General features: G+C 38.5%; 21 protein-coding genes and 1 pseudogene. 7 read left to right on the forward strand and 15 right to left on the reverse strand.

Annotated features, from left to right (window positions below; genetic code table 11):
• Positions 1 to 437: 437 nt before the first annotated feature.
• Positions 438 to 1,919 carry a proline--tRNA ligase gene (gene proS / locus H515_RS0107795; protein WP_025877121.1) on the reverse strand — a complete coding sequence of 494 codons (1,482 nt, stop codon included), beginning with the start codon at positions 1,917 to 1,919 and terminating at the stop codon, positions 438 to 440.
• Between the two features lie 358 nt (positions 1,920 to 2,277).
• On the opposite strand from proS, the gene H515_RS0107800 reads away from it, so the two are divergent.
• The gene (locus H515_RS0107800) at positions 2,278 to 2,961 is read left to right on the forward strand and encodes a YiaD family glycine zipper/OmpA-like lipoprotein (protein ID WP_025877119.1); all 684 of its coding nucleotides are present in this window, start codon (positions 2,278 to 2,280) and stop codon (positions 2,959 to 2,961) included.
• A gap of 134 nt (positions 2,962 to 3,095) precedes the next feature.
• On the opposite strand, the pseudogene H515_RS15365 reads toward H515_RS0107800, so the two are convergent.
• Positions 3,096 to 3,242 (reverse strand): annotated as a pseudogene (locus tag H515_RS15365) (IS256 family transposase); the annotation flags it as partial.
• 320 nt (positions 3,243 to 3,562) lie between these two features.
• Positions 3,563 to 3,787 carry a hypothetical protein gene (locus tag H515_RS0107805; RefSeq protein WP_025877118.1) on the reverse strand — a complete coding sequence of 75 codons (225 nt, stop codon included), beginning with the start codon at positions 3,785 to 3,787 and terminating at the stop codon, positions 3,563 to 3,565.
• 334 nt (positions 3,788 to 4,121) lie between these two features.
• On the opposite strand from H515_RS0107805, the gene H515_RS14040 reads away from it, so the two are divergent.
• Both H515_RS14040 and H515_RS0107815 read left to right on the forward strand, forming a co-directional pair.
• Entirely contained in the window at positions 4,122 to 4,415 is a 294-nt protein-coding gene (locus H515_RS14040; protein ID WP_081410138.1) for a nitrous oxide-stimulated promoter family protein, read from the forward strand.
• A gap of 26 nt (positions 4,416 to 4,441) precedes the next feature.
• A complete protein-coding gene (locus tag H515_RS0107815) occupies positions 4,442 to 4,849 on the forward strand; it encodes a rhodanese-like domain-containing protein (protein WP_025877116.1) in 408 nt (135 codons plus the stop codon).
• Positions 4,850 to 5,121: 272 nt separating this feature from the next.
• On the opposite strand, the gene H515_RS0107820 is transcribed toward H515_RS0107815, so the two are convergent.
• Positions 5,122 to 5,655 (reverse strand): TFIIB-type zinc ribbon-containing protein, encoded by a 534-nt coding sequence (locus tag H515_RS0107820; RefSeq protein WP_025877114.1) that lies wholly within the window; start codon positions 5,653 to 5,655, stop codon positions 5,122 to 5,124.
• Positions 5,656 to 5,842: 187 nt separating this feature from the next.
• On the opposite strand from H515_RS0107820, the gene H515_RS0107825 reads away from it, so the two are divergent.
• Positions 5,843 to 7,534, forward strand: coding sequence for a putative transporter (locus tag H515_RS0107825; protein ID WP_028901809.1), 1,692 nt, complete (start codon positions 5,843 to 5,845; stop codon positions 7,532 to 7,534).
• A gap of 619 nt (positions 7,535 to 8,153) precedes the next feature.
• Here the strand turns inward: H515_RS0107825 and H515_RS0107835 are convergent.
• Positions 8,154 to 8,936, reverse strand: coding sequence for a DUF4738 domain-containing protein (locus tag H515_RS0107835; protein ID WP_025877110.1), 783 nt, complete (start codon positions 8,934 to 8,936; stop codon positions 8,154 to 8,156).
• Positions 8,937 to 8,965: 29 nt separating this feature from the next.
• Positions 8,966 to 9,517: a dTDP-4-dehydrorhamnose 3,5-epimerase gene (rfbC, locus tag H515_RS0107840; RefSeq protein ID WP_025877108.1), complete on the reverse strand. Its 552-nt coding sequence runs from the start codon at positions 9,515 to 9,517 to the stop codon at positions 8,966 to 8,968.
• A gap of 139 nt (positions 9,518 to 9,656) precedes the next feature.
• Here rfbC and H515_RS0107845 point away from each other — a divergent pair, with 139 nt between their 5' ends.
• Both H515_RS0107845 and H515_RS0107850 read left to right on the forward strand, forming a co-directional pair.
• Entirely contained in the window at positions 9,657 to 10,652 is a 996-nt protein-coding gene (locus tag H515_RS0107845) for an HU domain-containing protein (protein WP_036890904.1), read from the forward strand.
• Positions 10,653 to 10,654: 2 nt separating this feature from the next.
• On the forward strand, positions 10,655 to 11,191 hold the full coding sequence (locus tag H515_RS0107850; protein ID WP_025877104.1) for an FHA domain-containing protein: 537 nt from the start codon (positions 10,655 to 10,657) through the stop codon (positions 11,189 to 11,191).
• A gap of 102 nt (positions 11,192 to 11,293) precedes the next feature.
• Here H515_RS0107850 and H515_RS0107855 read toward each other — a convergent pair whose 3' ends face one another.
• The 5 genes from H515_RS0107855 to H515_RS0107875 form a co-directional block, all read right to left on the reverse strand.
• On the reverse strand, positions 11,294 to 12,778 hold the full coding sequence (locus H515_RS0107855; RefSeq protein WP_372587400.1) for a glycoside hydrolase family 10-like protein: 1,485 nt from the start codon (positions 12,776 to 12,778) through the stop codon (positions 11,294 to 11,296).
• Between the two features lie 66 nt (positions 12,779 to 12,844).
• Positions 12,845 to 13,258, reverse strand: coding sequence for a hypothetical protein (locus tag H515_RS0107860; protein WP_036890901.1), 414 nt, complete (start codon positions 13,256 to 13,258; stop codon positions 12,845 to 12,847).
• Between the two features lie 23 nt (positions 13,259 to 13,281).
• Entirely contained in the window at positions 13,282 to 13,674 is a 393-nt protein-coding gene (locus H515_RS0107865) for a hypothetical protein (protein ID WP_025877097.1), read from the reverse strand.
• Positions 13,675 to 13,746: 72 nt separating this feature from the next.
• The gene (locus tag H515_RS0107870; protein WP_025877094.1) at positions 13,747 to 14,295 is read right to left on the reverse strand and encodes an RNA polymerase sigma factor; all 549 of its coding nucleotides are present in this window, start codon (positions 14,293 to 14,295) and stop codon (positions 13,747 to 13,749) included.
• 26 nt (positions 14,296 to 14,321) lie between these two features.
• Complete coding sequence (locus H515_RS0107875; RefSeq protein ID WP_028901810.1) at positions 14,322 to 14,633, reverse strand: T9SS type A sorting domain-containing protein; 312 nt, start codon at positions 14,631 to 14,633, stop codon at positions 14,322 to 14,324.
• A gap of 709 nt (positions 14,634 to 15,342) precedes the next feature.
• Here H515_RS0107875 and H515_RS0107880 point away from each other — a divergent pair.
• Positions 15,343 to 17,634 carry a TonB-dependent receptor domain-containing protein gene (locus H515_RS0107880; RefSeq protein WP_322786246.1) on the forward strand — a complete coding sequence of 764 codons (2,292 nt, stop codon included), beginning with the start codon at positions 15,343 to 15,345 and terminating at the stop codon, positions 17,632 to 17,634.
• A gap of 336 nt (positions 17,635 to 17,970) precedes the next feature.
• On the opposite strand, the gene H515_RS0107885 is transcribed toward H515_RS0107880, so the two are convergent.
• From H515_RS0107885 to H515_RS0107900, 4 genes are all read right to left on the reverse strand, one after another.
• Complete coding sequence (locus H515_RS0107885; protein WP_025877092.1) at positions 17,971 to 18,870, reverse strand: urea transporter; 900 nt, start codon at positions 18,868 to 18,870, stop codon at positions 17,971 to 17,973.
• A gap of 89 nt (positions 18,871 to 18,959) precedes the next feature.
• Entirely contained in the window at positions 18,960 to 19,187 is a 228-nt protein-coding gene (locus tag H515_RS0107890; protein WP_025877090.1) for a hypothetical protein, read from the reverse strand.
• 249 nt (positions 19,188 to 19,436) lie between these two features.
• Positions 19,437 to 20,363: a ribonuclease Z gene (locus H515_RS0107895; protein ID WP_025877088.1), complete on the reverse strand. Its 927-nt coding sequence runs from the start codon at positions 20,361 to 20,363 to the stop codon at positions 19,437 to 19,439.
• Positions 20,364 to 20,365: 2 nt separating this feature from the next.
• Positions 20,366 to 20,923 carry a lipocalin-like domain-containing protein gene (locus tag H515_RS0107900; RefSeq protein ID WP_025877086.1) on the reverse strand — a complete coding sequence of 186 codons (558 nt, stop codon included), beginning with the start codon at positions 20,921 to 20,923 and terminating at the stop codon, positions 20,366 to 20,368.
• Positions 20,924 to 20,933 lie beyond the last annotated feature (10 nt).

Raw genomic sequence — 20,933 nt, forward strand, 5'->3', positions numbered from 1 at the left:
GGCATTACCTGACAAAGTCTTGTCCATACGTTCGTCAAGACTAATATGAAACTCAGGTCCAACCTCGCAGACAGAAACGATAGTAAAATAATCTAATATTTGAGAAGGCAAAACAAGAGTTGCCAAGGTGCGTAACATTTTTTCTTCCATAATGCGAAGGTCGGAATTATTAAGATAAATAACAAATTATTCCCCCATTGATTTTCTACTGAGCCTCTGTCGTGACTGCTATACCTATAGCAAGAATTGAAAAAAGAATAGTTTTCATATAGTTGAAATTTATGTTATTAATATTTCTCTTGTTTTTCTATGATTCAAATTAGAGTTCTCGACATCAAAAATACGACTATTACTTGATAATGCCAAATAAATAGTGTGAAAAAGAAACCCGTGAGCAAAAACTTTACTCACGGGTTCCTTAATTTATACTTGGGGATTTAATATGCACGTGCTATTAAAACCCTATATTTCGCTGGTTTACCACTTACCATATCGACACCCTCTGTTTGCTCAAACATAAAGGGTACGCATCGAATAGTAGCCTGTGTTTCTTCCTTGATTTTATCTTCAGTCTCAGTTGTGCCATCCCAATGGCAGAGGAAGAAGCCCCCATCTTTGACTTTTGCCTTAAACTCTTCATAGTCGTCACACTCATAAATGTGTGCGTTGCGAAAGTCAACAGCTTTTTTATAGATATTCTTCTGAATTTCATCAAGAAGATTTCTCACATAATCAACAATCCCGTCAAAGCTAACACTTTCTTTTTCAAGAGTGTCACGACGCATTACTTCTATGGTATTGTTCTCCAGGTCACGACCACCCATTGCAAGGCGTACAGGAATACCTTTTAGCTCATAGTCAGCAAATTTGAACCCAGGACGCTTGTTGTCCGCATCGTCAAATTTAACGGAGATTCCAAGATTACGCAACTGCTCGATAACTGGTTGTAACTTGTCAGAGATTGCTTTCAACTGTTCATCACCTTTGAAAATTGGAACAATGACAACCTGAATAGGTGCAATCTTCGGAGGGAGCACAAGACCGTTATCATCAGAATGTGTCATAATGAGTGCGCCAACAAGACGAGTACTTACACCCCATGAAGTCGCCCAGACATATTCTGGTTTGTTTTCTTTGTTCAAGAAAGTTACATCAAATGATTTGGCAAAGTTCTGACCTAAGAAATGAGATGTCCCACTCTGGAGGGCCTTTCCATCCTGCATCATTGCCTCAATTGTATAGGTGTCCAATGCCCCAGCAAATCGTTCGGTTTCACTCTTTACACCTTGAATCACAGGTATTGCCAGCCACTGTTCGGCAAAGTCTGCATAGACTTTAAGCATACGCTTTGTTTCTTCTTCTGCCTCCTTGCGTGTGGCGTGGGCGGTATGGCCTTCCTGCCAAAGGAACTCTGAGGTTCTAAGGAAAGGGCGGGTTCTCATTTCCCATCTCATCACGTTGCACCACTGATTGCACATCAATGGTAAATCGCGATATGAGTGAATCCAATTCCTATACGTATTCCAAATAATAGTTTCACTTGTTGGACGAATAATCAATTCTTCTTCCAACTTGGCTGATGGATCAACTTCAACAGCATTTCCTTCTTCATTGGAGCGGAGACGATAGTGGGTAACTACAGCGCATTCTTTGGCAAAGCCTTTCACATGTTCTGCTTCGCGCGAGAGAAAGCTCTTTGGAATGAGTAATGGGAAATAGGCATTTTGCACACCTGTTTCTTTAAACATTTTATCAAGTTGAGCTTGCATCTTTTCCCAGATTGCATAGCCGTATGGTTTAATGACCATACATCCTCTGACGGCCGATTGTTCTGCTAAATCAGCCTTGATGACCAAGTCGTTGTACCACTGAGAGTAATTATCGGCTCTCTTGGTAAGATCTTTGAGTTCTTTCGCCATAAATATTTTATTTTATACTTTTCAACAATAAAAATAGGGATTTCCTTATTCAAATTAGGTATTTTCCCTTAAAAAACAGAGTCTATTAGCTTAACTTTGTGCAAAATTACAAAAAAATGTTGGCAAATGCCGCATTGTAATCCATTTTGTTATATCTTTGTGAAAGATGACATAAGGAAAAGGGTAGGGAAGGGCGAGAACATTCTCAAAACACATTGTAGGAAACAACAATTTAATGGTACATTGATTAGTAATAAATAAAGAATAAGATAATAAAAAATCAACAATATTCTGCTTTAAAATTTAGTAAGAAATAGATTTTTAACAATCAATTTTTAATAATATAATATTTAAGGTTATGAAGAGTTTAAAAACAATTGCAGCAGGTTTATGTGTGTTGACACTTGTGTCAAGTTGCGCTACAAAACAAGGGACAGGAAGTTTGATAGGTGCTGGCGGTGGTGCGGTCCTTGGTGGAATCGCAGGTAATATAATTGGGAAAAATACTAAAGGTACGATGATAGGTGCAGCTATCGGCGCTGCCATTGGTACCGGTGCTGGCACTCTTATTGGTCGTCACATGGATAAAGTAGCACGTGAGACAGCTGCCCAAGTTCAAAATGCCAAGGTTGAAAAAGTGACAGATGCAAATGGTTTGGACTGTGTTAAGGTTACTTTTGATTCTGGTATTCTTTTTCCATTGAATAGCTCTACACTGAATTCTGCTTCCAAGAAAGAATTAGCTGATTTTGCAAAAATTATGCAAAACAATGATGATTGCGATGTCGCAATTCAGGGTTACACTGATGCTTCAGGAAATGACGGAATCAATATTCCTTTATCAGAAAAGCGTGCTCAAGCAGTTTCTTCCTATCTACGTTCACAGGGCGTTTCTTCCTCACAGATACGTACAGTTGAAGGCTTAGGAAGTTCAAATCCTATTGAGGATAAGACCATTAGCGAAAAGAACCGCAGAGTTGAAGTTTATATGTACGCATCAACGGAAATGATTAGTGCAGCGCACAAGGGCACTTTGAAGTAAATAAAAATAATTTCCACAAATAATCGAGTAGGGGGTAAACACTAATCATAGGTGGCTATCTCCTATTTTCGTGTTAATAGACATTTATCTATGACAAGTCAGACGCAACGGTAGTGTCCTTAAAAGTGTGTAATTCATCTTTCCTTTAATTGATATATTCCCCTTTCATATGTTGTCTTAGTTTCCTCCATCGCCACGGCTTCTAAGAGGAAGATGACAGACTTCTCTGATGGCATGGATGTTCTCATTTGGATGGTTCTCCTGTACTTCCTGTTGAGCCTTTAGGACAGTACCGATGCAACTTACTATGAGATCTATCTCCGCTTCCCGACAAACATCAGCATCCGCAAGTGTAAACCTTCTTGTAGCTGCGGTATTATTTCACGACAGGATTCATTGTCAGCAAGTTAGCAACTTTGCTGACATAATCGATCCTTCTCAACATCTTACAGATCACGTCAACACTCGATATAGAAATCGCTTTCGCTTTTTCTCAGTAATGACTTTGCGTATAAAAGTGCCTCGTCTTTCATAGGTTCATTAGAAGGCGGTGTACTGCTTGTTGTTTGAGTTCTTTTTTTGCTCCCTTGTATTTCTCCAGTCATTTGCGCAAGGTACGGTTCTCCGCCAGCAATTTTTCCACATTACGGCGCAAGTTGTCATTCTCCGTATGCATCGCATCCATGGCCTCCTGTATTGATGCCTTCTCAGAAGTCAGTCTTTTAAACGCTTGCAATATATCCTTAACTTGCTCATTTATAATTACAAAGATACGAATGATATTTGATATATGAAAGTAAAGAACGTGTTTTTTATTGATAATCATAGCCTCACCGTACTGTTGATAACCGTGGCCTGGCCTATGGTCAAATTAGTGCTAAGACAAAATTAGTCATTTACAATATTGCTGAATAGTTACCCGGGACATTTCTTTTCCGTTAATAAATCACAATTTTATAAATCTTCATACTAAGATATTAATCTAAATATAAATTTCGTATTATCTTTGTATTATATATTAAGTATAAACAAATTATGTAATTATCTACAAACAGCCTGCAATTGATTAGAAATTAATAGGATGCTGAAAGCCAATTAATGAGAATAGATTATTTCCAATATTACCATATCAATAAATTCTTTTACTGATAAAATGTTTTATGACAAAAATTGATAGTCAAAAAAGAATCGTCCGAAACATGATTTCACTTTATTCAAGGCATAAAACTGGAACTTACAAACTAAATGGTAGTTATAAAGAATTGGCAGAATATTGTGAACGACGCCTTGACCACTGTTATTGGGGGAATAAAAAACCATCTTGTAAAAATTGTTCAATACATTGCTATAATAAAGCAAAGCGAGAAGAAATAAAAAAAATAATGAAATGGGCGGGGCCAAGAATGATTATTTATCATCCCATTCAAGCAATCAGACACCTATTTAACATATAATCACAAATTAATTTTCAATTAATAATATGATTAAGAAAAAGACAATTACTGAGAGTCTATTTTCATTCTCCTTAAGTGTTTTGACTTTTATTTCATGTGGATCTATCTCTAAGTTTGAGAATATGGATTTAAACGTATCAAAATTTGAAGAATACATCAATAAAAACGACGTACAGTTGGTTGATGTAAGAACTCCGGAGGAATATGTCGAAGGACATTTAGCAAAATCAGTTAATATTAACGTGCTGGATTTAAAATTTGAAGAGAAGGCATTGAGTTTGTTGGATAAAAACAAAACAGTAGCAGTCTATTGTCGTTCTGGGAAACGCTCTGCTGCCGCATCAACTAAACTTAATATGGCAGGTTTTAAAACTATAAACCTTCTTGGTGGCATTATTTCGTGGGGCCAAGCCACTAAACCTATGGTAAAATAATTTTATAATGTTTTGCTTACTAATTTAAATACTCTTTTTCTATTTATCATAATCATCATTATAAAGTAATGAGCTAAATTTTCATTTTAGCTGTATGCGCATAATGTAGGCTTTTTTTGGAGGGATTTTCTGGTAAATCCAAAAATAATACAAAGCAACCTGCACCACACATGTTCTTCAAAATGGCAATTCTCAAGCATGTTTAAAAACAGGGAAAAGACCGCTAAAAGGTGTTATTTTCCTATTTACGAACTTTATATCACAGTTTTGTTTCAGAAAATATTCCTAAACTCGATGTACTTTTTAAATAACCAAGAATGACTCTCCACCAATCCACTGACTAAATAGGACATTATAATCAGTGTACAAATGACCAAAATGATAAACAAAAAACTCAAACTAAAAAAGAGTAATAAATCACCATTCTTATGGGTAGCCTGAAATTTTTTAATACTCTTACCAAGATTGGATAACCAAGATAACGGTTGTTCTGTTGGATTTGAAACGTCAATCGAAAATTGTTGAGAACCGAAAGATTTTTGATTGAGTGGCGATCCTTCTCCATCGATATCCGAACTAAGAACTTTTGTGTTTACAACTGGTAGATGTAACTCTCGAACAGAAATGGCAGAAGACTCCACAAGAGGAATTACAGTTCTTGCTTTAGTTCGAAAAAATTTAGGGCTGTTCAACTGACAAGGCACTATCTCCCCGCAATATGGACAACGTATTTTTTTTAGTCCATACTCATTTGTTTCCGTCAAAAAGACATTACCGCAATGTTTGCATTTTATACTGTATTTCATTGAAATGCAAAATTAAAAAAAAAGGTTTGATTACCGCTATTAATTGGAAAAAAATGAAAATTTTATGGTTAAAAGTTTGTTTTACCTCTTCTATTAAACAAAATAATCGCAAATGTGGAATTAAAGACACAAAAATTAGATTATGTGCAAGAAAATACATAACTTTGTGCCGCTTTAAATTATACTTATGGACTGGTTAATAAATTTATTTACGACTCAGGACGGTGTTGCTCATATCGTCTTACTCTATTCTTTAGTAATTGCAATAGGTGTTTACCTTGGTAAATTAAAAATTGGAGGTATATCACTTGGAGTTACGTTTATTCTTTTTGTTGGTATTCTTGCAGGGCACATAGGCTTTACAGGACCAATCCCCACCCTAACCTTTTTACAAGATTTCGGACTTATCCTGTTTGTTTTCATGATAGGTTTGCAAGTTGGTCCTGGATTCTTTGAAAGTTTCGGTAAAGGTGGTATCAAGTTGAACATGCTTTCATGCGTAGCCATAGCTTTGAATATAATTGTTATGTTCGCATGCTATTATATTTTCTTTGACACAAATAATCAAACGAATTTACCGATGATGGTCGGTACTATGTATGGCGCAGTAACTAACACCCCTGGTCTTGGTGCTGCAAAAGAAGCTTTGTCAAGCGTATTCCCCAACGGGACAGACTTTGATATCGCTTCGGGATATGCCTGTGCATACCCACTTGGCGTGATTGGTATTATTGGAGCCACAATAGCCGTAAGATACATTTGCAAGATTGACCTGAATGAGGAAAACGAAAAGTTAAATAGTGAGGAAGCTGAAAATCCACATGCCAAGCCCCATCCAATGTACTTAAAAGTTGATAATGCATATCTTGCAGGAAGAACGTTGGAGGAAATTTCAAGTTTCTTAAAAGGTGAAATAGTTTGTACCCGAATTATGCATAATGGAGTTGTCTCGCTCCCTAAACGTGATACAGTCTTTGAGTTAGGCGACGAAATCCTTGTTGTCTGCGCAGAAGCCGATGTACCAGCCATCACTGCTTTTATCGGGCCACAGATTGATGCCAACTGGCATGAGGAAGATCAAAAGCAGCCAATGGTAAGCCGTAGAATTGTTGTCACCAATAGTTCCATGAACGGAAAAACCTTGGGCAAGATGCACTTTAGCTCTGTTTACGGTGTCAACATCACTCGGATAAGTCGCCAGGGTATGGATCTCTTCGCATCAAGAAACCACCATTTTCACGTAGGAGATAAAATTATGGTAGTAGGTCCAGAAGAAAACGTTGAGCGTGTCGCCGACATGATGGGTAACTCCCAGAAGCGACTCAATGCACCAAACATCGCCACAATCTTTGTTGGAATAGTTGTCGGAATCTTGTTCGGAAGCTTGCCTTTGACCATTCCAGGAATGCCTGTACCACTAAAATTAGGTCTTGCTGGAGGTCCATTGATTATAGCAATTCTCCTGGGAAGATTTGGTTATAGAATGCACTTGGTAACCTATACAACTACTTCGGCAAACATGATGCTCCGTGAGTTTGGATTAGCATTGTTCCTGGCATCGGTTGGCATTAAGGCCGGCAATGGCTTCTGGGAAACCGTTGTTCAAGGTGATGGACTTAAATATGTTTACACTGGCTTTTTAATCACCATCATACCGATTCTCATTGTAGGTACTATCGCACGATTGAAATACAAGTTCAATTACTTCACTATTATGGGAATGCTAGCTGGTACTTATACAGACCCACCAGCCTTAGCTTACGCAAACTCTGTTTGTAATGGCGAAGCTCCCGCTATTGGCTACTCAACGGTTTATCCTTTAAGCATGTTCTTGAGAATTTTGGTGGCCCAGCTGATCATATTATTCTGTTGTGGATAGGATGTAATGATTCTCTATCACATAACAATAACTCCCTGAAAATTAATTTTAATTTTCAGGGAGTTATTGTTTGTAGGCGCAGTATTGTATGGAAAAATAACCAATATCGGTTCGGAATCCAAAATCGTCAATAGAACGCAAACAATCTTTTAAATGTAAGCATCATATATTAGCCGTCCTTCATAATCAATAATAAATAGTCTGTTAAATTGTAAGCTCCAATATTTAGCATCAAAAATGAAACACAATACGAGCTGTTCACTATTCATTCAACGCTTCAATTTCAGGAAAGCTCATCTATAACAAAATGAAAGCTGACCTTTTGCAGACTCAATGGCTACAAAACAGTCAGCAAAACCTCACCTTTTGGAAACCCGTTGATATCATACTGAAAATAAACACATTACAGGATAAGATACTGTCCCAAAAAGTATAGCCATTCGGTAAGTATGGTTCGAGAAGAGCCTGAACATGACATTAAATAAAAAAGTGTAAATGGAGATATTTAGTTTCTATACTGACGGCAGCATAAAAAGTGACGGAATATTGTAAAAATAAAACGTATAAAACTAATCTTATTGTAGTATGAAACAGTTCACTTTACATTCTCAAAAAATAGCTATCTCATTCTTTTCGTTATCTTTCCGTCTGAAGTTAATTTTACTTCTATCAGATAGTTAGATGATGCATCTGGAATGCCTATATTCACATCAAAAAACAGCGCATTCTTATCTGCATGATTGAACTCAAATTTACGTAAAATGCTATTATTTAGAAATTTACTTCCGATCAAAGACTCAAACTCTTGCTTTCGGAATTGATGAGAATAGACCAGCTTTCCACCCGTTGACACGTTTAGTTCAGCAACATTATCCAAATACACATTATCAACACCTATTCCCAAATCACTGAATGTTGATTTGATGATTCTATCGGAAGATGTAGAAACAGAAATACGGCAATCATAATATCCGGCATCAGTTTTGACTATTGTGTCTGATTTTTGTTTCTGAAACGTATTCACGGCGTAAACATGATAGTCAAAGTCTGATTTCAACAGTTTATTGTCTGATTTTACCAGCTTAACTTCATCGCCGTTTTCATTTACGAACTTTAATAGATAATCGGCTTGTTTGGTAATTTTATATGTATAAATATCGGCACATTTTAGATACAAAGAGTCGTTATATATCCAAAATTTAGCTGGCATACTGGCTGAGTCAGGATAAAAAATACTGTCACCTTTTACTAAAAGTGCGGCAATTCCCTCACTATCGGTCCATATACCCTGCAACATTTTTTTTGCTTCCTTGTCTTCCCTAACAATAAGAGCCTCTTTATCTTTAGTGTTACAACTACAGATAGAAAGCAAAATTCCCAAAACAATGTGCCAATGTTTCATATCAAAAATATATCAGAAACAGTTTTTTATTAAAATAGGATGGCTTCTTTGAATGAATGTGCCCGTTTTTTATCTTTTTCTGATAATAGAATGTCTCTAAAATCAATTGGCCATTTGATTCCGATAGTTTCATCATCCCACCTGATACTAGCCTCACTTTGTGGGGCATATACGTTATCAACTTTATATGTGAATATCGCCTCGTCCGACAACACTAAAAAGCCGTGGGCAAAACCCCGTGGAATGAAAAGTTGTTTTTTATTCTCCTCAGTTAATTCCACCATTACATATTTTCCACACGTAGGCGAATCCTTTCTAAGGTCAACCGCAACATCCACTACCCTACCTTTAATGACACGGACCAACTTCGCTTGTGAAGTTTCTCCTTTCTGATAGTGAAGTCCACGCAATACGCCGTAACTTGATTTCGATTCGTTATCTTGGATAAACTCAACATGATGTCCTACTTGTTCATCAAATTCTTTTTGTTTCCAAGCCTCAAAGAAGTAACCACGCTGATCATTAAACACCTTAGGTTTCAATATCAATACACCTTCAATTTCTGTGTTTTTATATTCCATTTACCCTTAAATTAGTTATCATGGCAAAGTTATAAAATAATCTTGAATCAAAAAAATGATTATGGGCAATTTATTGAAATGATATACTTTTATCATTTTTGTCTTGGTATTTAGGATGAAATTTGTTAAATTTGCAATCATGATGAGAATCAACCGCCATATAGAAATCTTATTATTGGACAATGACTGTGTTATTGTTCCAGGTCTTGGTGGTTTCGTCGCACATAATATTGAAGCCTATTACGATGGTAATGATGCTCTCTTCCTTCCCCCATGCAGAACTATAGGCTTTAACCCCGCTTTGAAGATTAATGACTCTTTGTTGGCACAATCTTTTGTTGAGGCTTATGATATTGGTTATCCAGAGGCAATGCAACAAATAGAGGATGAGGTTGATAAGATTCTTTATCAAATTGAGGAATACGGCCAATATGAATTTTACGATCTTGGTGTGCTTAGTAGAAATCTTGACAATACGCTGATTTTTGAGCCTGTAAATAGTGGCATTCTGACTCCAAGATATTACGGACTGAGCAGTTATGAACTATGTGCACTAAATCAGCAAGAGAAAAAGCCCTTATCGACACCCAAACATAAAACTCCTATAGCTTCGGTCAACAAGCCCAAACTTGTTTATGTTGAAACTATACAAGGTACACAAGAGAAACATATCAGCATCAGCATAAAAGCATTGAGAGACGTCTCTTTAGCTGCGGCTTTCTTGCTTTTCATATTCATTGTAGGATTCACAAGTAAAAATCGAAATGGCATATTGGGGCAACAAACTGTCAAAAGTGGGATATTATGTGATATGATTAGTGGTGAAAAGCAGCTAAAACCTCTTGTTCCTGGCAAAAAGAAAGAGAATACAATAAGGAAAGCAACACCCCAACTGCCGATCCACTATTGGTCATTGGTTTTAGCAAGCCATGTGAAAGAGAAAAACGGCTTATCGTTTGTTGAAGATCTCCACAAGAAAGGATTCTCCAAAGCCCATATATACTATGATAAGGAAAGTATCAAGATACTCTATGGCTCTTATGAATCAGCACAAAAGGCGATAGACGAACTAAATTCTTTGAGGTCATATTCAGAATTTAGACAATCATGGGTTTTTGAGGTTGTTAAGAAGTAATTATGAAACGTGTCAAATGTCCCAAATGTGATAATTTTATCATGTTTGATGAAACCAAATATAAGTCTGGCCAACGCTTGGTATTTGAATGTAGTCAATGTGGCAAACAATTTGGAATACGAATTGGCGTTTCTAAATTAAGGAAAACCCAGAAGGAAGAAAACTCCACTACACCTCAGGATGTCGCCGAAAACCGATATGGTTGGTTGCAGGTTATTGAGAATGTTTTTCATTACAATCAAGCGATTCCACTTCAGTTAGGTGAGAATGTCATTGGACGCTACATGAAGGGAAATGTCATCAATTGTCCAATAGAGACAGTTGATCCAAGTATTGATATGACACATTGCTCTATCAGTGTAATGAAAGACAAATATGGCAAGTTAAAATACATACTGAAAGACGGTCCGTCATACACTGGTACTTTTGTGCAAAATGAGATTTTGGGAAATGCAGAGAGACGAATAATTCACGACGGTACATTATTTACCATTGGTGCAACAAGCATTATACTACATACGCCTGAAAACGAGGATTGACACTTTTATTGGGATTACAATAATCGATAATAGTCTGCCTTCAAGCACCTTGTGTTTTGTCTATGTATGTGATTTCAGAGACGGTTTGGTAAAGGGTAATAATCAAAGTTTAATTTTCTTTTTCTTACCTATACTCTCATTACTCATTCTATCAACAGCAGTTACAATATACGTATATTTTGTATCACCATCCTTATAATTGAGTTTGAGAATATTATCTGAAGTAATTGCTACAATCTTTGAAACGTCGTTCGTATCAATATGATCATCGGGTGCAAATCTATAAATCACGTACTTGTAGGCTTGATCTTTCCAATCCTTAGCCTTAGGCGCTTTCCATGTAAGATAATACCCATCTGCATACCATTTAGCCTTCACGGAACGTGGCTTTTTGGGGGCTTTGTCGTCAATAAATGGCATAAGCGGTTGCAGAGCGGGGTAACGCCAATAATTAGTGCGAAGCACGGCTGCATAATTGCCAGGATTATCAACTACCGATGCTGCATACCACAGAACTGTGCCTTGAACATTCTCTGATTGCTGATGCAGACGATGTTTAGCTGGTAATTGATGGGATTTCGGATTTTGAGGATCAGCGTTCTTTACTGTCCTAAGAACGTCTTCACCGATATATAAAGGACGATTGCTCGCATAGCGATTCCACCAATTTATGAGCTCCTTATAATCGGCAGCCTTATTACCAATTTCCCAATAGATTTGTGGAACACAATAGTCCACCCATCCATTGTTTACCCATTTCAAGACATCAGCATATAAGTCATCATAATTTTGCAGACCAGATGTCTTACTTCCAATATTTGGGGCATTCTTGGCATTGCGATATATACCAAAAGGCGACACTCCAAATTTCACCCATGGCTTGATACGATGAATTGTCTCAGATAACTTTTTGATGAATCTATCAACATTATCTCTGCGCCAATCCTGGATATTACCAAATCCCCCTCCATACAAGCTAAATTCCCTGACATCGGGAATCTTCTTCCCTGCTACAGGATAAGGATAAAAATAATCATCGATATGTAAACCGTCAATATCATACCGCTGCAAAATATCTTTAGCTATCTTGCAAATATAATCGCTGTTCTCTGATAGTCCCGGATTGAGAATATAGAGTCCATCGTATGCAAAAACTCTTTCAGGATGTTGGTTCACAACATGATTTTTCGTCAATTCGTTGGTCGTCTTTGTCTTAGCACGGTAGGGATTAATCCAAGCATGAAGTTCCATACCACGCTTATGGCATTGGTCAATCATCCATTGAAGTGGATCCCAATATGGAGTTGGAGCAACTCCTTGACGTCCAGTAAGAAACTTGCTCCATGGCTCATACTTACTTGGATAGAGGGCATCGCACTCAGCACGCACTTGAAATATAATGGCATTCACTCCAATTTTCTGAAGTTCGTCTAACTGTCTTGTTAGTGTCTTTTGCATTTGTTTTGTTCCAATGCCTTGGAATTGCCCATTAACACATTGAATCCAAGCTCCTCTAAATTCTCTTTTAGGAGGATTGACCGAAAATGCATAATTGCCAAAACAGAGTTCAAAAACCACGACAAGCATTAATACTCTGTAAGATATTGATTTAATCATGTTCTTTTGGTGAATTTCTATTATATGTGTATCGTCTTAAGTGTTTTTTCTGAAATATTGACGATGGAATTTTCTCGCAGCCTTCAGAGCTTCATTTAATTTGACCGCTGAAAGAACTTTCAACATCTTTAGGTGGTATTCTTTTTCTATCCGTTTCATCTGTATATGCAAGTCATCGCATCTGATGATAGTATTTCTCGCAACGGTATTGTTGGTAGGTTTAGATTTCTGATACTGGCGTATTTGTTTGTGCAATACTCGTTGCTTGGACTGCATCGCATCGTACAGGGATAGGAAACAGGCAGCCTCTTGTTCTGATAAATTGGCTGAAATAATAATATACTGGTGTAATTCAGCTTTAAACTTTTCCGGATCAAACTTTACGTGTGCTGTTAGATTAACTGCACAAGTAAAAAGCAATATAATAAGATAAAATATTTTTTTCATCATACAATGTATTAAAGATAAACACTTTAATTATCAGAAAGACAAGCATACATATCCTCTTCGTCTATCATCATGTAATCAACAGCCTCATCTATATCTTCAGCTGTGAGTTTTTCATTAATTGGTGTTTCATTCTCAAAGCTGGTTTCATTCACATCCGAAAAAAGATTTGTATTTCCCAGGAATCCCCTATAAGACAGAACTGCAAGAAATACAAGTCCGCTGATGGAGGCTGCCATTAGAAGTGGTTTTAATCTGCGTATCAATTTTATATTTTTCTTATGAGTCTGTTCGACATTACCAGCATCTATAGAAATATGCTCCATAATCCGTTCTGAAAGTTTATCAAAATAACCATCAGAAACCTTAAATGGCCTCTTGTTCCCATATTCAGAAAGTAACTGTTTCTCCAAATCCATAACTAATATTCCTTATTTTGTACTACGAATATGACGTTGAATGCCTGTGAAAGTTTAATTGCGGTTCGAATCTTATTGATGTTTCCTTATATAATCAGATATTTTTTGAACGGCTATATGATAAGATGCTTTTAAAGCACCTTCGCTCGTACCTAATATATCATGAATCTCTGAATATTTCTTCTCATCATAATAACGAAGTAAAAACACTGTTCTCTGAACATCAGGCAAAGTAGTTATAGCTTCTTGTAAAAGAGCTTGCCCCCTGTCACCATCAAAGTAGTCATCAGCTATCAGCCTACCAGCAATACCCATCCCCTTGTCGGTACTTACTGTAGAGTTGTTTTTTTGATGTCGAATAAAATCCAAGGACTCATTAATAGCTATACGATAGAGCCATGTTGACAATTTTGATTTGCCTTGAAAGTCACCGATGTTTTTCCACGCTTTCATAAAAGTATTTTGCAAAACGTCATCTGCGTCATCATGCGACAAGACAAAGCTACGTATCTTCCAATATAGGGGCTTACTATATTGATTGACCAACAAAGAAAAAGCCTTTTGTTGTGTTCTAGAGTCTGCGAGTAATTCGAGAAAATCAGGAACTTCTGTATTAGACACGACAAAAAAGAATGATAACGGCTACCTTATCGAATAACAATCTTGCGGGTTACTTTGCCGACCTTAACAATATAGCAACCTTTTGGAAGGTTTAGGTTATAGCGTTTATCTGCCCCGTCAACCTTTACACTCATAACACGAACACCCGTCACGTTGTAGATATACATCGTCTCGTCATTCGCACCCTCTACTCGTAGCACTGATCCATAAACAGAAATCGAAATACCTTGAAAGTTTTGATCGATAAGTTCAATTGCTGTATTAGCTCGCACCGTAGTCGGCAGAACGAAACTAAGAGTTATTAGAGCTATAAGTAAGGTAAATATCTTTTTTGTCATACACAACTCATGCTTATTTATGCAAAGATAGTATTATTATTTTAAAAAGCCATAACAAGACTCAAAGCAATGGAAAATTTAAGATAAATTAAGGCATAGTGCATGATAGCGATAACTATTCAGCAATAGACATAAGCCATCTCCCATCCAACAATGATAGGATGGCGCTGATGGTATTTAATTGTGATTGTTGGCTTCTACATGCAGTTTCTGAGATGGAATGTATCGCAAAGAAAACATTGGCTTCACCGTCAGATGTAAATGTTCTGGAAATTTTCTACCTTATCTTTAGTTTTCTGATTCCTCTTTCGCTAGCAGCGTTGTCAGATGTTATTCTTCGATTCTTCAGGATTTTGATAATGTAATCCCTGCATTTGACGAACCCTTTCAGCCATGCCCTCTCGCATTGATGCCATCACAGAAGTCTGTCTTTTACACACTTGTGATATGTCCGTAACTTCTCATTCATAAGTACAAAATTTCTCGTGAACAATATTGCTGAATAGCTAAATAGGATCGGAAGGAATGTTAAAAACAGTAAAACAGTAAAATATTTTCATGGATAATGAGTATCTTTGCCTCATGGGGAGTTTCGGTTTGTTACCGTTTCATGCAGCATGGCGGTAATTAATCCCTACCCTTCCTATTTTTTAGATATTCATCTAAAAATAAATTGCTTATAAGAGATAATTAAAAATATTGGAACTGCGTGAGAATAAACAATGACATAGCGACACTTAAACTTGTCACCCCCATTCCGATGGGAAAGTTATTGTTTCTTTATGCCTTTACACAAAACAACCAATACAGGGAAAACATGAGAAAATCATCAAGAATCCTCTCCGTGATAGTGGGCTGCATCATCGCGATGGGCGCACAAGCACAAACACCGGCTGACTCTGATACCATTCGAGTGCAGCAAATCGACGAAGTGGTGGTTACCCATCAACGACAATTGGTGAAGAACGACATCGACAAGCTCACCTACGACGTGCAACACGATGAGAGCGCGAAGAGCAAGACGATACTGGAAATTCTGAAGAAAGTGCCGTTGGTAACAGTGGACGGTCAGGACAACATCAAGGTACAAGGTTCTTCCTCGTTCAAAATCTATCGCAATGGGCATCCCGATCCAAGTCTTGCGGGTTCCAACGCCAAGGACATTCTGAAGTCTATTCCCGCTTCGAGCATCAAGAAGATAGAAGTCATTACCGATCCGGGAGCGAAATATGATGCAGAAGGCACCACTTCTATCCTCAACATTGTAACCCTTTCTGACAGTAGGTTGCAGGGAGTGGCAGGCTCGCTTCAAGCCAATGCCAATTCGCGTGGCTCCGTGGGTACGGGAGGTTTCATCACCACGCAAGTGGGAAAGCTCATTCTCACCGCGAACTACAACTATAGGTATCAGGCTGCGAAAGAAGTGGATGCCGAGACCGAAGTTTACAAAAAGTATTTGCAATCGGGAGAGTACTCCTATTCACGTGGGAAGAACAAACAACCCGTAAATATCCATTACGGAAATATAGATGGAAGTTACGACATTGATTCTCTCAACCTGCTCAGTTTCTCGTTCGGGGGGATGTATTACACGGTAAACCTCAACGGAATATCCTCTGAAGAGCGTTACGATGCCCACGACAATCTACTTTACAAGTACAAAGAGCTATTCACCATGCCGGGCTATTCGTTTTACAATCTAAACGGAAGAGCCGACTATCAGCACAAAACCAAGCGAGAGGGAGAGGTGTTCACGCTGTCCTATATGTTGGCAACTACGCGACGCCACGACACCACCCGGAGCGATTTTGCCGAGACACAGAACTTCCCCATCGATTACAAAGGCTACGAAAAGCAAAACCGTGAACGATTCGTGGAGCACACCCTACAATTAGATTATGTCCGTCCGCTTGCCAAACTCCACACCATGGAGATGGGCTTGAAGTACATCAACCGCAGCAACAAAAGCGATTCGCGAATGGTTTATTTTGGTAAGGAACAGAACATGATCAGCTTGTTCAATCACGACACGCAGGTTGCGGCAGCCTATCTCTCTTATTTGTTCCACAGCGAGCGATGGTCGGCACGTGCCGGACTCCGTTATGAATACAGCTATCTGAAGGCATCCTATCCCAATGGCAGTGCGGAAGGCTTCCATCGGAACCTCAACGACTGGGTGCCCTCTGCGAGCGTGCAATATAAAATCACCGATTCGCAGTCGTTAAAACTAAGCTACGGCATGCAAATCCGACGTCCGGGCATCACCTATCTCAATCCCGCCGTATTCAAGACGCCTACCAGCATCACCTATGGTAATGTTCACTTGAACAGTAGTAAAAGCCACAGCATATCGCTTGCCTATAGTTTCATGAGTCCGAAAGTTACCTTCTCGTTCTATCCCTCTTATACTTTCGCCAACAATTTGATAACCACTTTGCGGTTTGTCAATGACGGAATCGTTGCGTACACCTATGCCAACGATATGAAATACCGTGCCTTTAAGATTTCGGGCTATATACAGTGGCATCCCTTTGCCGGAACGAATCTGAATCTGAATGGAAACATCACGAATGAGAAGAAGTCCATCCCCGCTCCCAATCTCAGCCTGAGCGCATGGGGAGGTGAGGCTTTTCTTAGCTTGCAGCAACAGTTGCCTTGGAAACTCACGATGAATGTCGATGGGGGTGGCAAGTTCGGGCGCAACATTGATAATGTTTATGGATACGGAGGTCGATGGTATTACTATTCTTTCTCGCTTACACGCTCTTTCCTGAAAGATAAGTTGAACGTTTCGGTCTTCACCTCGATGCCGTTTACGAACCATGACCACATGAAGAGTAGCATCGTGCAAGGCGATTACATCGGTTATGACAACTGGGAACAGAAGTCGCGTAACTTTGGAATCCGACTATCGTGGAGGTTTGGAAAGCTGAAAGCTTCTGTGAAGAAAGCCGACAAGACGATACAGAACAATGATGTCGTGGGAGGCATCGGCAAATGACATGCTGAAGGGAGAGAACGGAGCGACAACCACAGCCGCTCCGTTTTTTACGGTTATTGTGAAGCGTTATTCTTTCTTGTTGAATGATTGAAAACGCCTAATGGTTTTCTTTCTGCTTCACACCATGAAATTATATTACAAAAACTTTGTTGGGACATAATTTGTAATATATTGATAATCAGTATGATAATAATTGCTATTTAAAAGCTTAGCTTTTGCATTCCGATTCATGACCTTTTGCACTGCAAAAGGTAAGCTTTTGAAAAGCACTCTGTAAGTTTCTGATTATCAACAATTTGTCATCCTGATATTTTCTCTTATTCTCAACATGTTTTTTTACCTGATTGATCCTGTGCGGAACTGGTTGGATGACAGTCGGGTTTCAATCTTATCGCACAGAACCACAATCCAGACAGCCAAGACGAATAGGGCAGTGAGCGTGGTAAAGCCCAAGCGCAGACCCACAAACTGAAACAAGCACGAGAGCAATATTGCTGCGAAAGCCTTGAGATACCTCCATGACGCCGTGGGAACAACATCGGTAATTGCCACAAATGCTAAAACGGCGTTGTAACCCATCAAGCCATTGTTCATCACGCTCGTCTCTATGAATGGACAGACCGCCAATAATGACGATAGCAAGCATGCCAAGGCTGCTCTTCCTCCCATGCGAATGGAGTTCACCGCGATAGCCGTCAAGAACAAAAAGCCCGTTATCATGGCTTTGCCTTGTAACATGATTTGTCCGAACCCCAAAGAAAAGGCCTTTAAGGGATGAAAAGTCGTTTCTGCAACGTAGGCGATATCATCCGTCATACGCAAATTCGGAACAGCAGCAGTCATAAGTAACAATAACCATGTAATCAGTACAAAAGGAGCCGTAAGCACGGGTAGCAGCTTTTGTTTTCCACTAATATGCACCACCCATGTCGATAAGGCGGATGCAATGATTAACAACAGTACCGACCAAACATTTATCGAAAGAAAGCAGGGAACGGCAATCCCTACCAACGTTCCGTTAAATCCGTATAACCCTTTGTCTATTTCGGTATCATCATAGTTCAATCCTGTCGCGGTGAGTGTGCTAACGATGGTTCCCATCAGTGCGCCTATGCACATGAAAGGGGAATTGAAAGCTATTCCCAATAGCATCAATGCCCCAGAGAGAGCATTGTCCAGAAAGACAACTTGTCCTACGCCCCGAAGGAAAACCTTAAATATGTTGTATTGATTCATGTTTATTGTGGTGATTTGATGTGCAAATATATTAAATTAGTGGCAATTTACGTGCAATCGGTCGGATTAGTCCCATTCGTTTTATATTTTTAACGATAGATGGATGCGATAGGCTTCAGACCGCTTTTCCTCCGTAATGACTTTATGTTTCGAAGTGCCTCTTTCATTGGTGCTTTAGAAGGTGGTGTAGTGCTGTTGTTTGAGTTCTTCTTTAGTCTATCGTATTTCTCCAGTCGTTTGCGCGATGTGCGATTCTCCGCCTGCATTTTTTCCACATTGCGGCACAAGTTTACATTCTCCGTATGCTTCGCATCCATGCCTCACGCATTAATGCCTTCTCAGAAGTCTGTCTTTTCAACACTTGCGAAATGTCCGTAACTTGCTCATTCTTAAGCGTAAAGATACGAAAAATATCTGATATATGCAAGTAAAAAAGTGTGCGCTTTATTGATAATCAGAGATTTATTATATTGCGGATTACCGTGGCCTGGTCGATTGTCAGGTTTGTGCTGATACAGAATATCACATGGACATTATTGCTGAACAGTTATGCGAAAGCGCACTTTTTAATCATCATTAGAAACCTTGATAATCATCCCTTCGTTAGTAAGATAACTGTTTGGAAATATAGATTTTGCTTCATCGAGAAGTATTTCTTCTGTAGGATATCTTGAGGAATAGTGCCCCAAAAGTAATTTTCTTACTTTAGCATCCTTCGCTACTTTAGCAGCTTCTTGCGAGGTGCTATGGTAATAAAGTTTGGCCCTTTCTTTAGAGTCGTTTGCATATGTACTTTCATGGTATAAAACGGTAACTCCACTGATCATCTCATGAAGATTGGGCATGTATCTCGTATCTGAACAATATGCGTAGCTTCTAGGTTTCTCGGCAGGAAAAGTCAGTTTTTCATTGGGTATAACTTCCCCCTCATCCGTTGTCCAAGAAGCACCTGCTTTTATGTTGTTAATCTGACTGATTGGAATTTTATAAAAGTCGATTAAGTCGCGTTTGATGTGAGGAGCCAATGGCTTCTCCCGGAAAAGAAATCCGCAACACTGAATGCGATGTGATAACGGGATCGTCTCAATCGTCAAGCTCCTATCTTCGTAAACTATCTTATTCTTATTTGTCTGTATCGGATGAAATACTACTTCATAATCAAGGTTGTTACAGAAAAGATTAACCGATTCATTAAAGTATTCCTCAAACATTGAAGGCGCATATATATGCAACGGATTAGTGCGACCAGTCATTCCGAAAGTAGAAATCATTCCTAACAAACCAAAACAATGGTCGCCATGCAAATGTGAGATAAAGACTGCTTGTATTTTGGAAAAATGAAGTTTAGAGCGCCTTATTTGAATCTGTGTGCCTTCACCACAATCCACCATGAACAACTTCCCATGTATTTCAACTATTTGACACGAAGCGTTATGGCGAAGAGTGGGCAAAGCACTTCCACATCCTAAAATATGAATATTAAAAGTTTCCAATACTATTTCTTACGACTGAAAACAAAAATTCCTTCATTATTCTCTAATGACATCGAGTTTGACCCTAATTCAAGAACATCAAAGGTGTCTTTAGATAAAACAAGTCTTCCATTAAATATTTTCCAAGATGTCCAAGGATTTCTTTCTGATTCCATATTCGATACAATGGTACCACCTTCCTTGATGTCAAAATCCCTATCAAGACTTGTCCAATTTCCGAGCAATGAGGTTAAATTAATTGCGCTTCTTAAAAATAAGTCACCATATTGCCTATAGCCTATCACGGCAAACTTGTCACCACAGAGTTTTCCCCCTCTTACAACTTCTGTTGTATCGTCAGGGTTTTCAATATACTCTATTGTATCCCCAGCATCTGTTACTAATAAGAGCGAGTTCATTCCTCCCTCTATCATTGTTCCATAAACGGTAGAATCGCCTGCATTCAGCGAATCTGCGGTTATTGTATTTTTCTCTAAAATGGGTTTAGTTTTTTGTTCCTTACAACCAATGATGCAGAGAACTATCATTATTGTAAAAAATAAAAATGGTGTTTTTTTCATAATTTTACCT

Source organism: Prevotella corporis DSM 18810 = JCM 8529, from assembly GCF_000430525.1.
Taxonomy (GTDB): Bacteria; Bacteroidota; Bacteroidia; order Bacteroidales; family Bacteroidaceae; genus Prevotella; species Prevotella corporis.

What these genes read in the sequence shown, in the direction of transcription:
- proS (WP_025877121.1), bottom strand. Translation starts at nt 1,919, where the DNA reads ATGGCGAAAGAACTCAAAGATCTTACCAAGAGAGCCGATAATTACTCT.
- H515_RS0107800 (WP_025877119.1), top strand. Translation starts at nt 2,278, where the DNA reads ATGAAGAGTTTAAAAACAATTGCAGCAGGTTTATGTGTGTTGACACTT.
- H515_RS0107805 (WP_025877118.1), bottom strand. Translation starts at nt 3,787, where the DNA reads ATGATTATCAATAAAAAACACGTTCTTTACTTTCATATATCAAATATC.
- H515_RS14040 (WP_081410138.1), top strand. Translation starts at nt 4,122, where the DNA reads ATGACAAAAATTGATAGTCAAAAAAGAATCGTCCGAAACATGATTTCA.
- H515_RS0107815 (WP_025877116.1), top strand. Translation starts at nt 4,442, where the DNA reads ATGATTAAGAAAAAGACAATTACTGAGAGTCTATTTTCATTCTCCTTA.
- H515_RS0107820 (WP_025877114.1), bottom strand. Translation starts at nt 5,655, where the DNA reads ATGAAATACAGTATAAAATGCAAACATTGCGGTAATGTCTTTTTGACG.
- H515_RS0107825 (WP_028901809.1), top strand. Translation starts at nt 5,843, where the DNA reads ATGGACTGGTTAATAAATTTATTTACGACTCAGGACGGTGTTGCTCAT.
- H515_RS0107835 (WP_025877110.1), bottom strand. Translation starts at nt 8,936, where the DNA reads ATGAAACATTGGCACATTGTTTTGGGAATTTTGCTTTCTATCTGTAGT.
- rfbC (WP_025877108.1), bottom strand. Translation starts at nt 9,517, where the DNA reads ATGGAATATAAAAACACAGAAATTGAAGGTGTATTGATATTGAAACCT.
- H515_RS0107845 (WP_036890904.1), top strand. Translation starts at nt 9,657, where the DNA reads ATGATGAGAATCAACCGCCATATAGAAATCTTATTATTGGACAATGAC.
- H515_RS0107850 (WP_025877104.1), top strand. Translation starts at nt 10,655, where the DNA reads ATGAAACGTGTCAAATGTCCCAAATGTGATAATTTTATCATGTTTGAT.
- H515_RS0107855 (WP_372587400.1), bottom strand. Translation starts at nt 12,778, where the DNA reads ATGCTTGTCGTGGTTTTTGAACTCTGTTTTGGCAATTATGCATTTTCG.
- H515_RS0107860 (WP_036890901.1), bottom strand. Translation starts at nt 13,258, where the DNA reads ATGATGAAAAAAATATTTTATCTTATTATATTGCTTTTTACTTGTGCA.
- H515_RS0107865 (WP_025877097.1), bottom strand. Translation starts at nt 13,674, where the DNA reads ATGGATTTGGAGAAACAGTTACTTTCTGAATATGGGAACAAGAGGCCA.
- H515_RS0107875 (WP_028901810.1), bottom strand. Translation starts at nt 14,633, where the DNA reads ATGACAAAAAAGATATTTACCTTACTTATAGCTCTAATAACTCTTAGT.
- H515_RS0107885 (WP_025877092.1), bottom strand. Translation starts at nt 18,870, where the DNA reads ATGAATCAATACAACATATTTAAGGTTTTCCTTCGGGGCGTAGGACAA.
- H515_RS0107890 (WP_025877090.1), bottom strand. Translation starts at nt 19,187, where the DNA reads ATGGATGCGAAGCATACGGAGAATGTAAACTTGTGCCGCAATGTGGAA.
- H515_RS0107900 (WP_025877086.1), bottom strand. Translation starts at nt 20,923, where the DNA reads ATGAAAAAAACACCATTTTTATTTTTTACAATAATGATAGTTCTCTGC.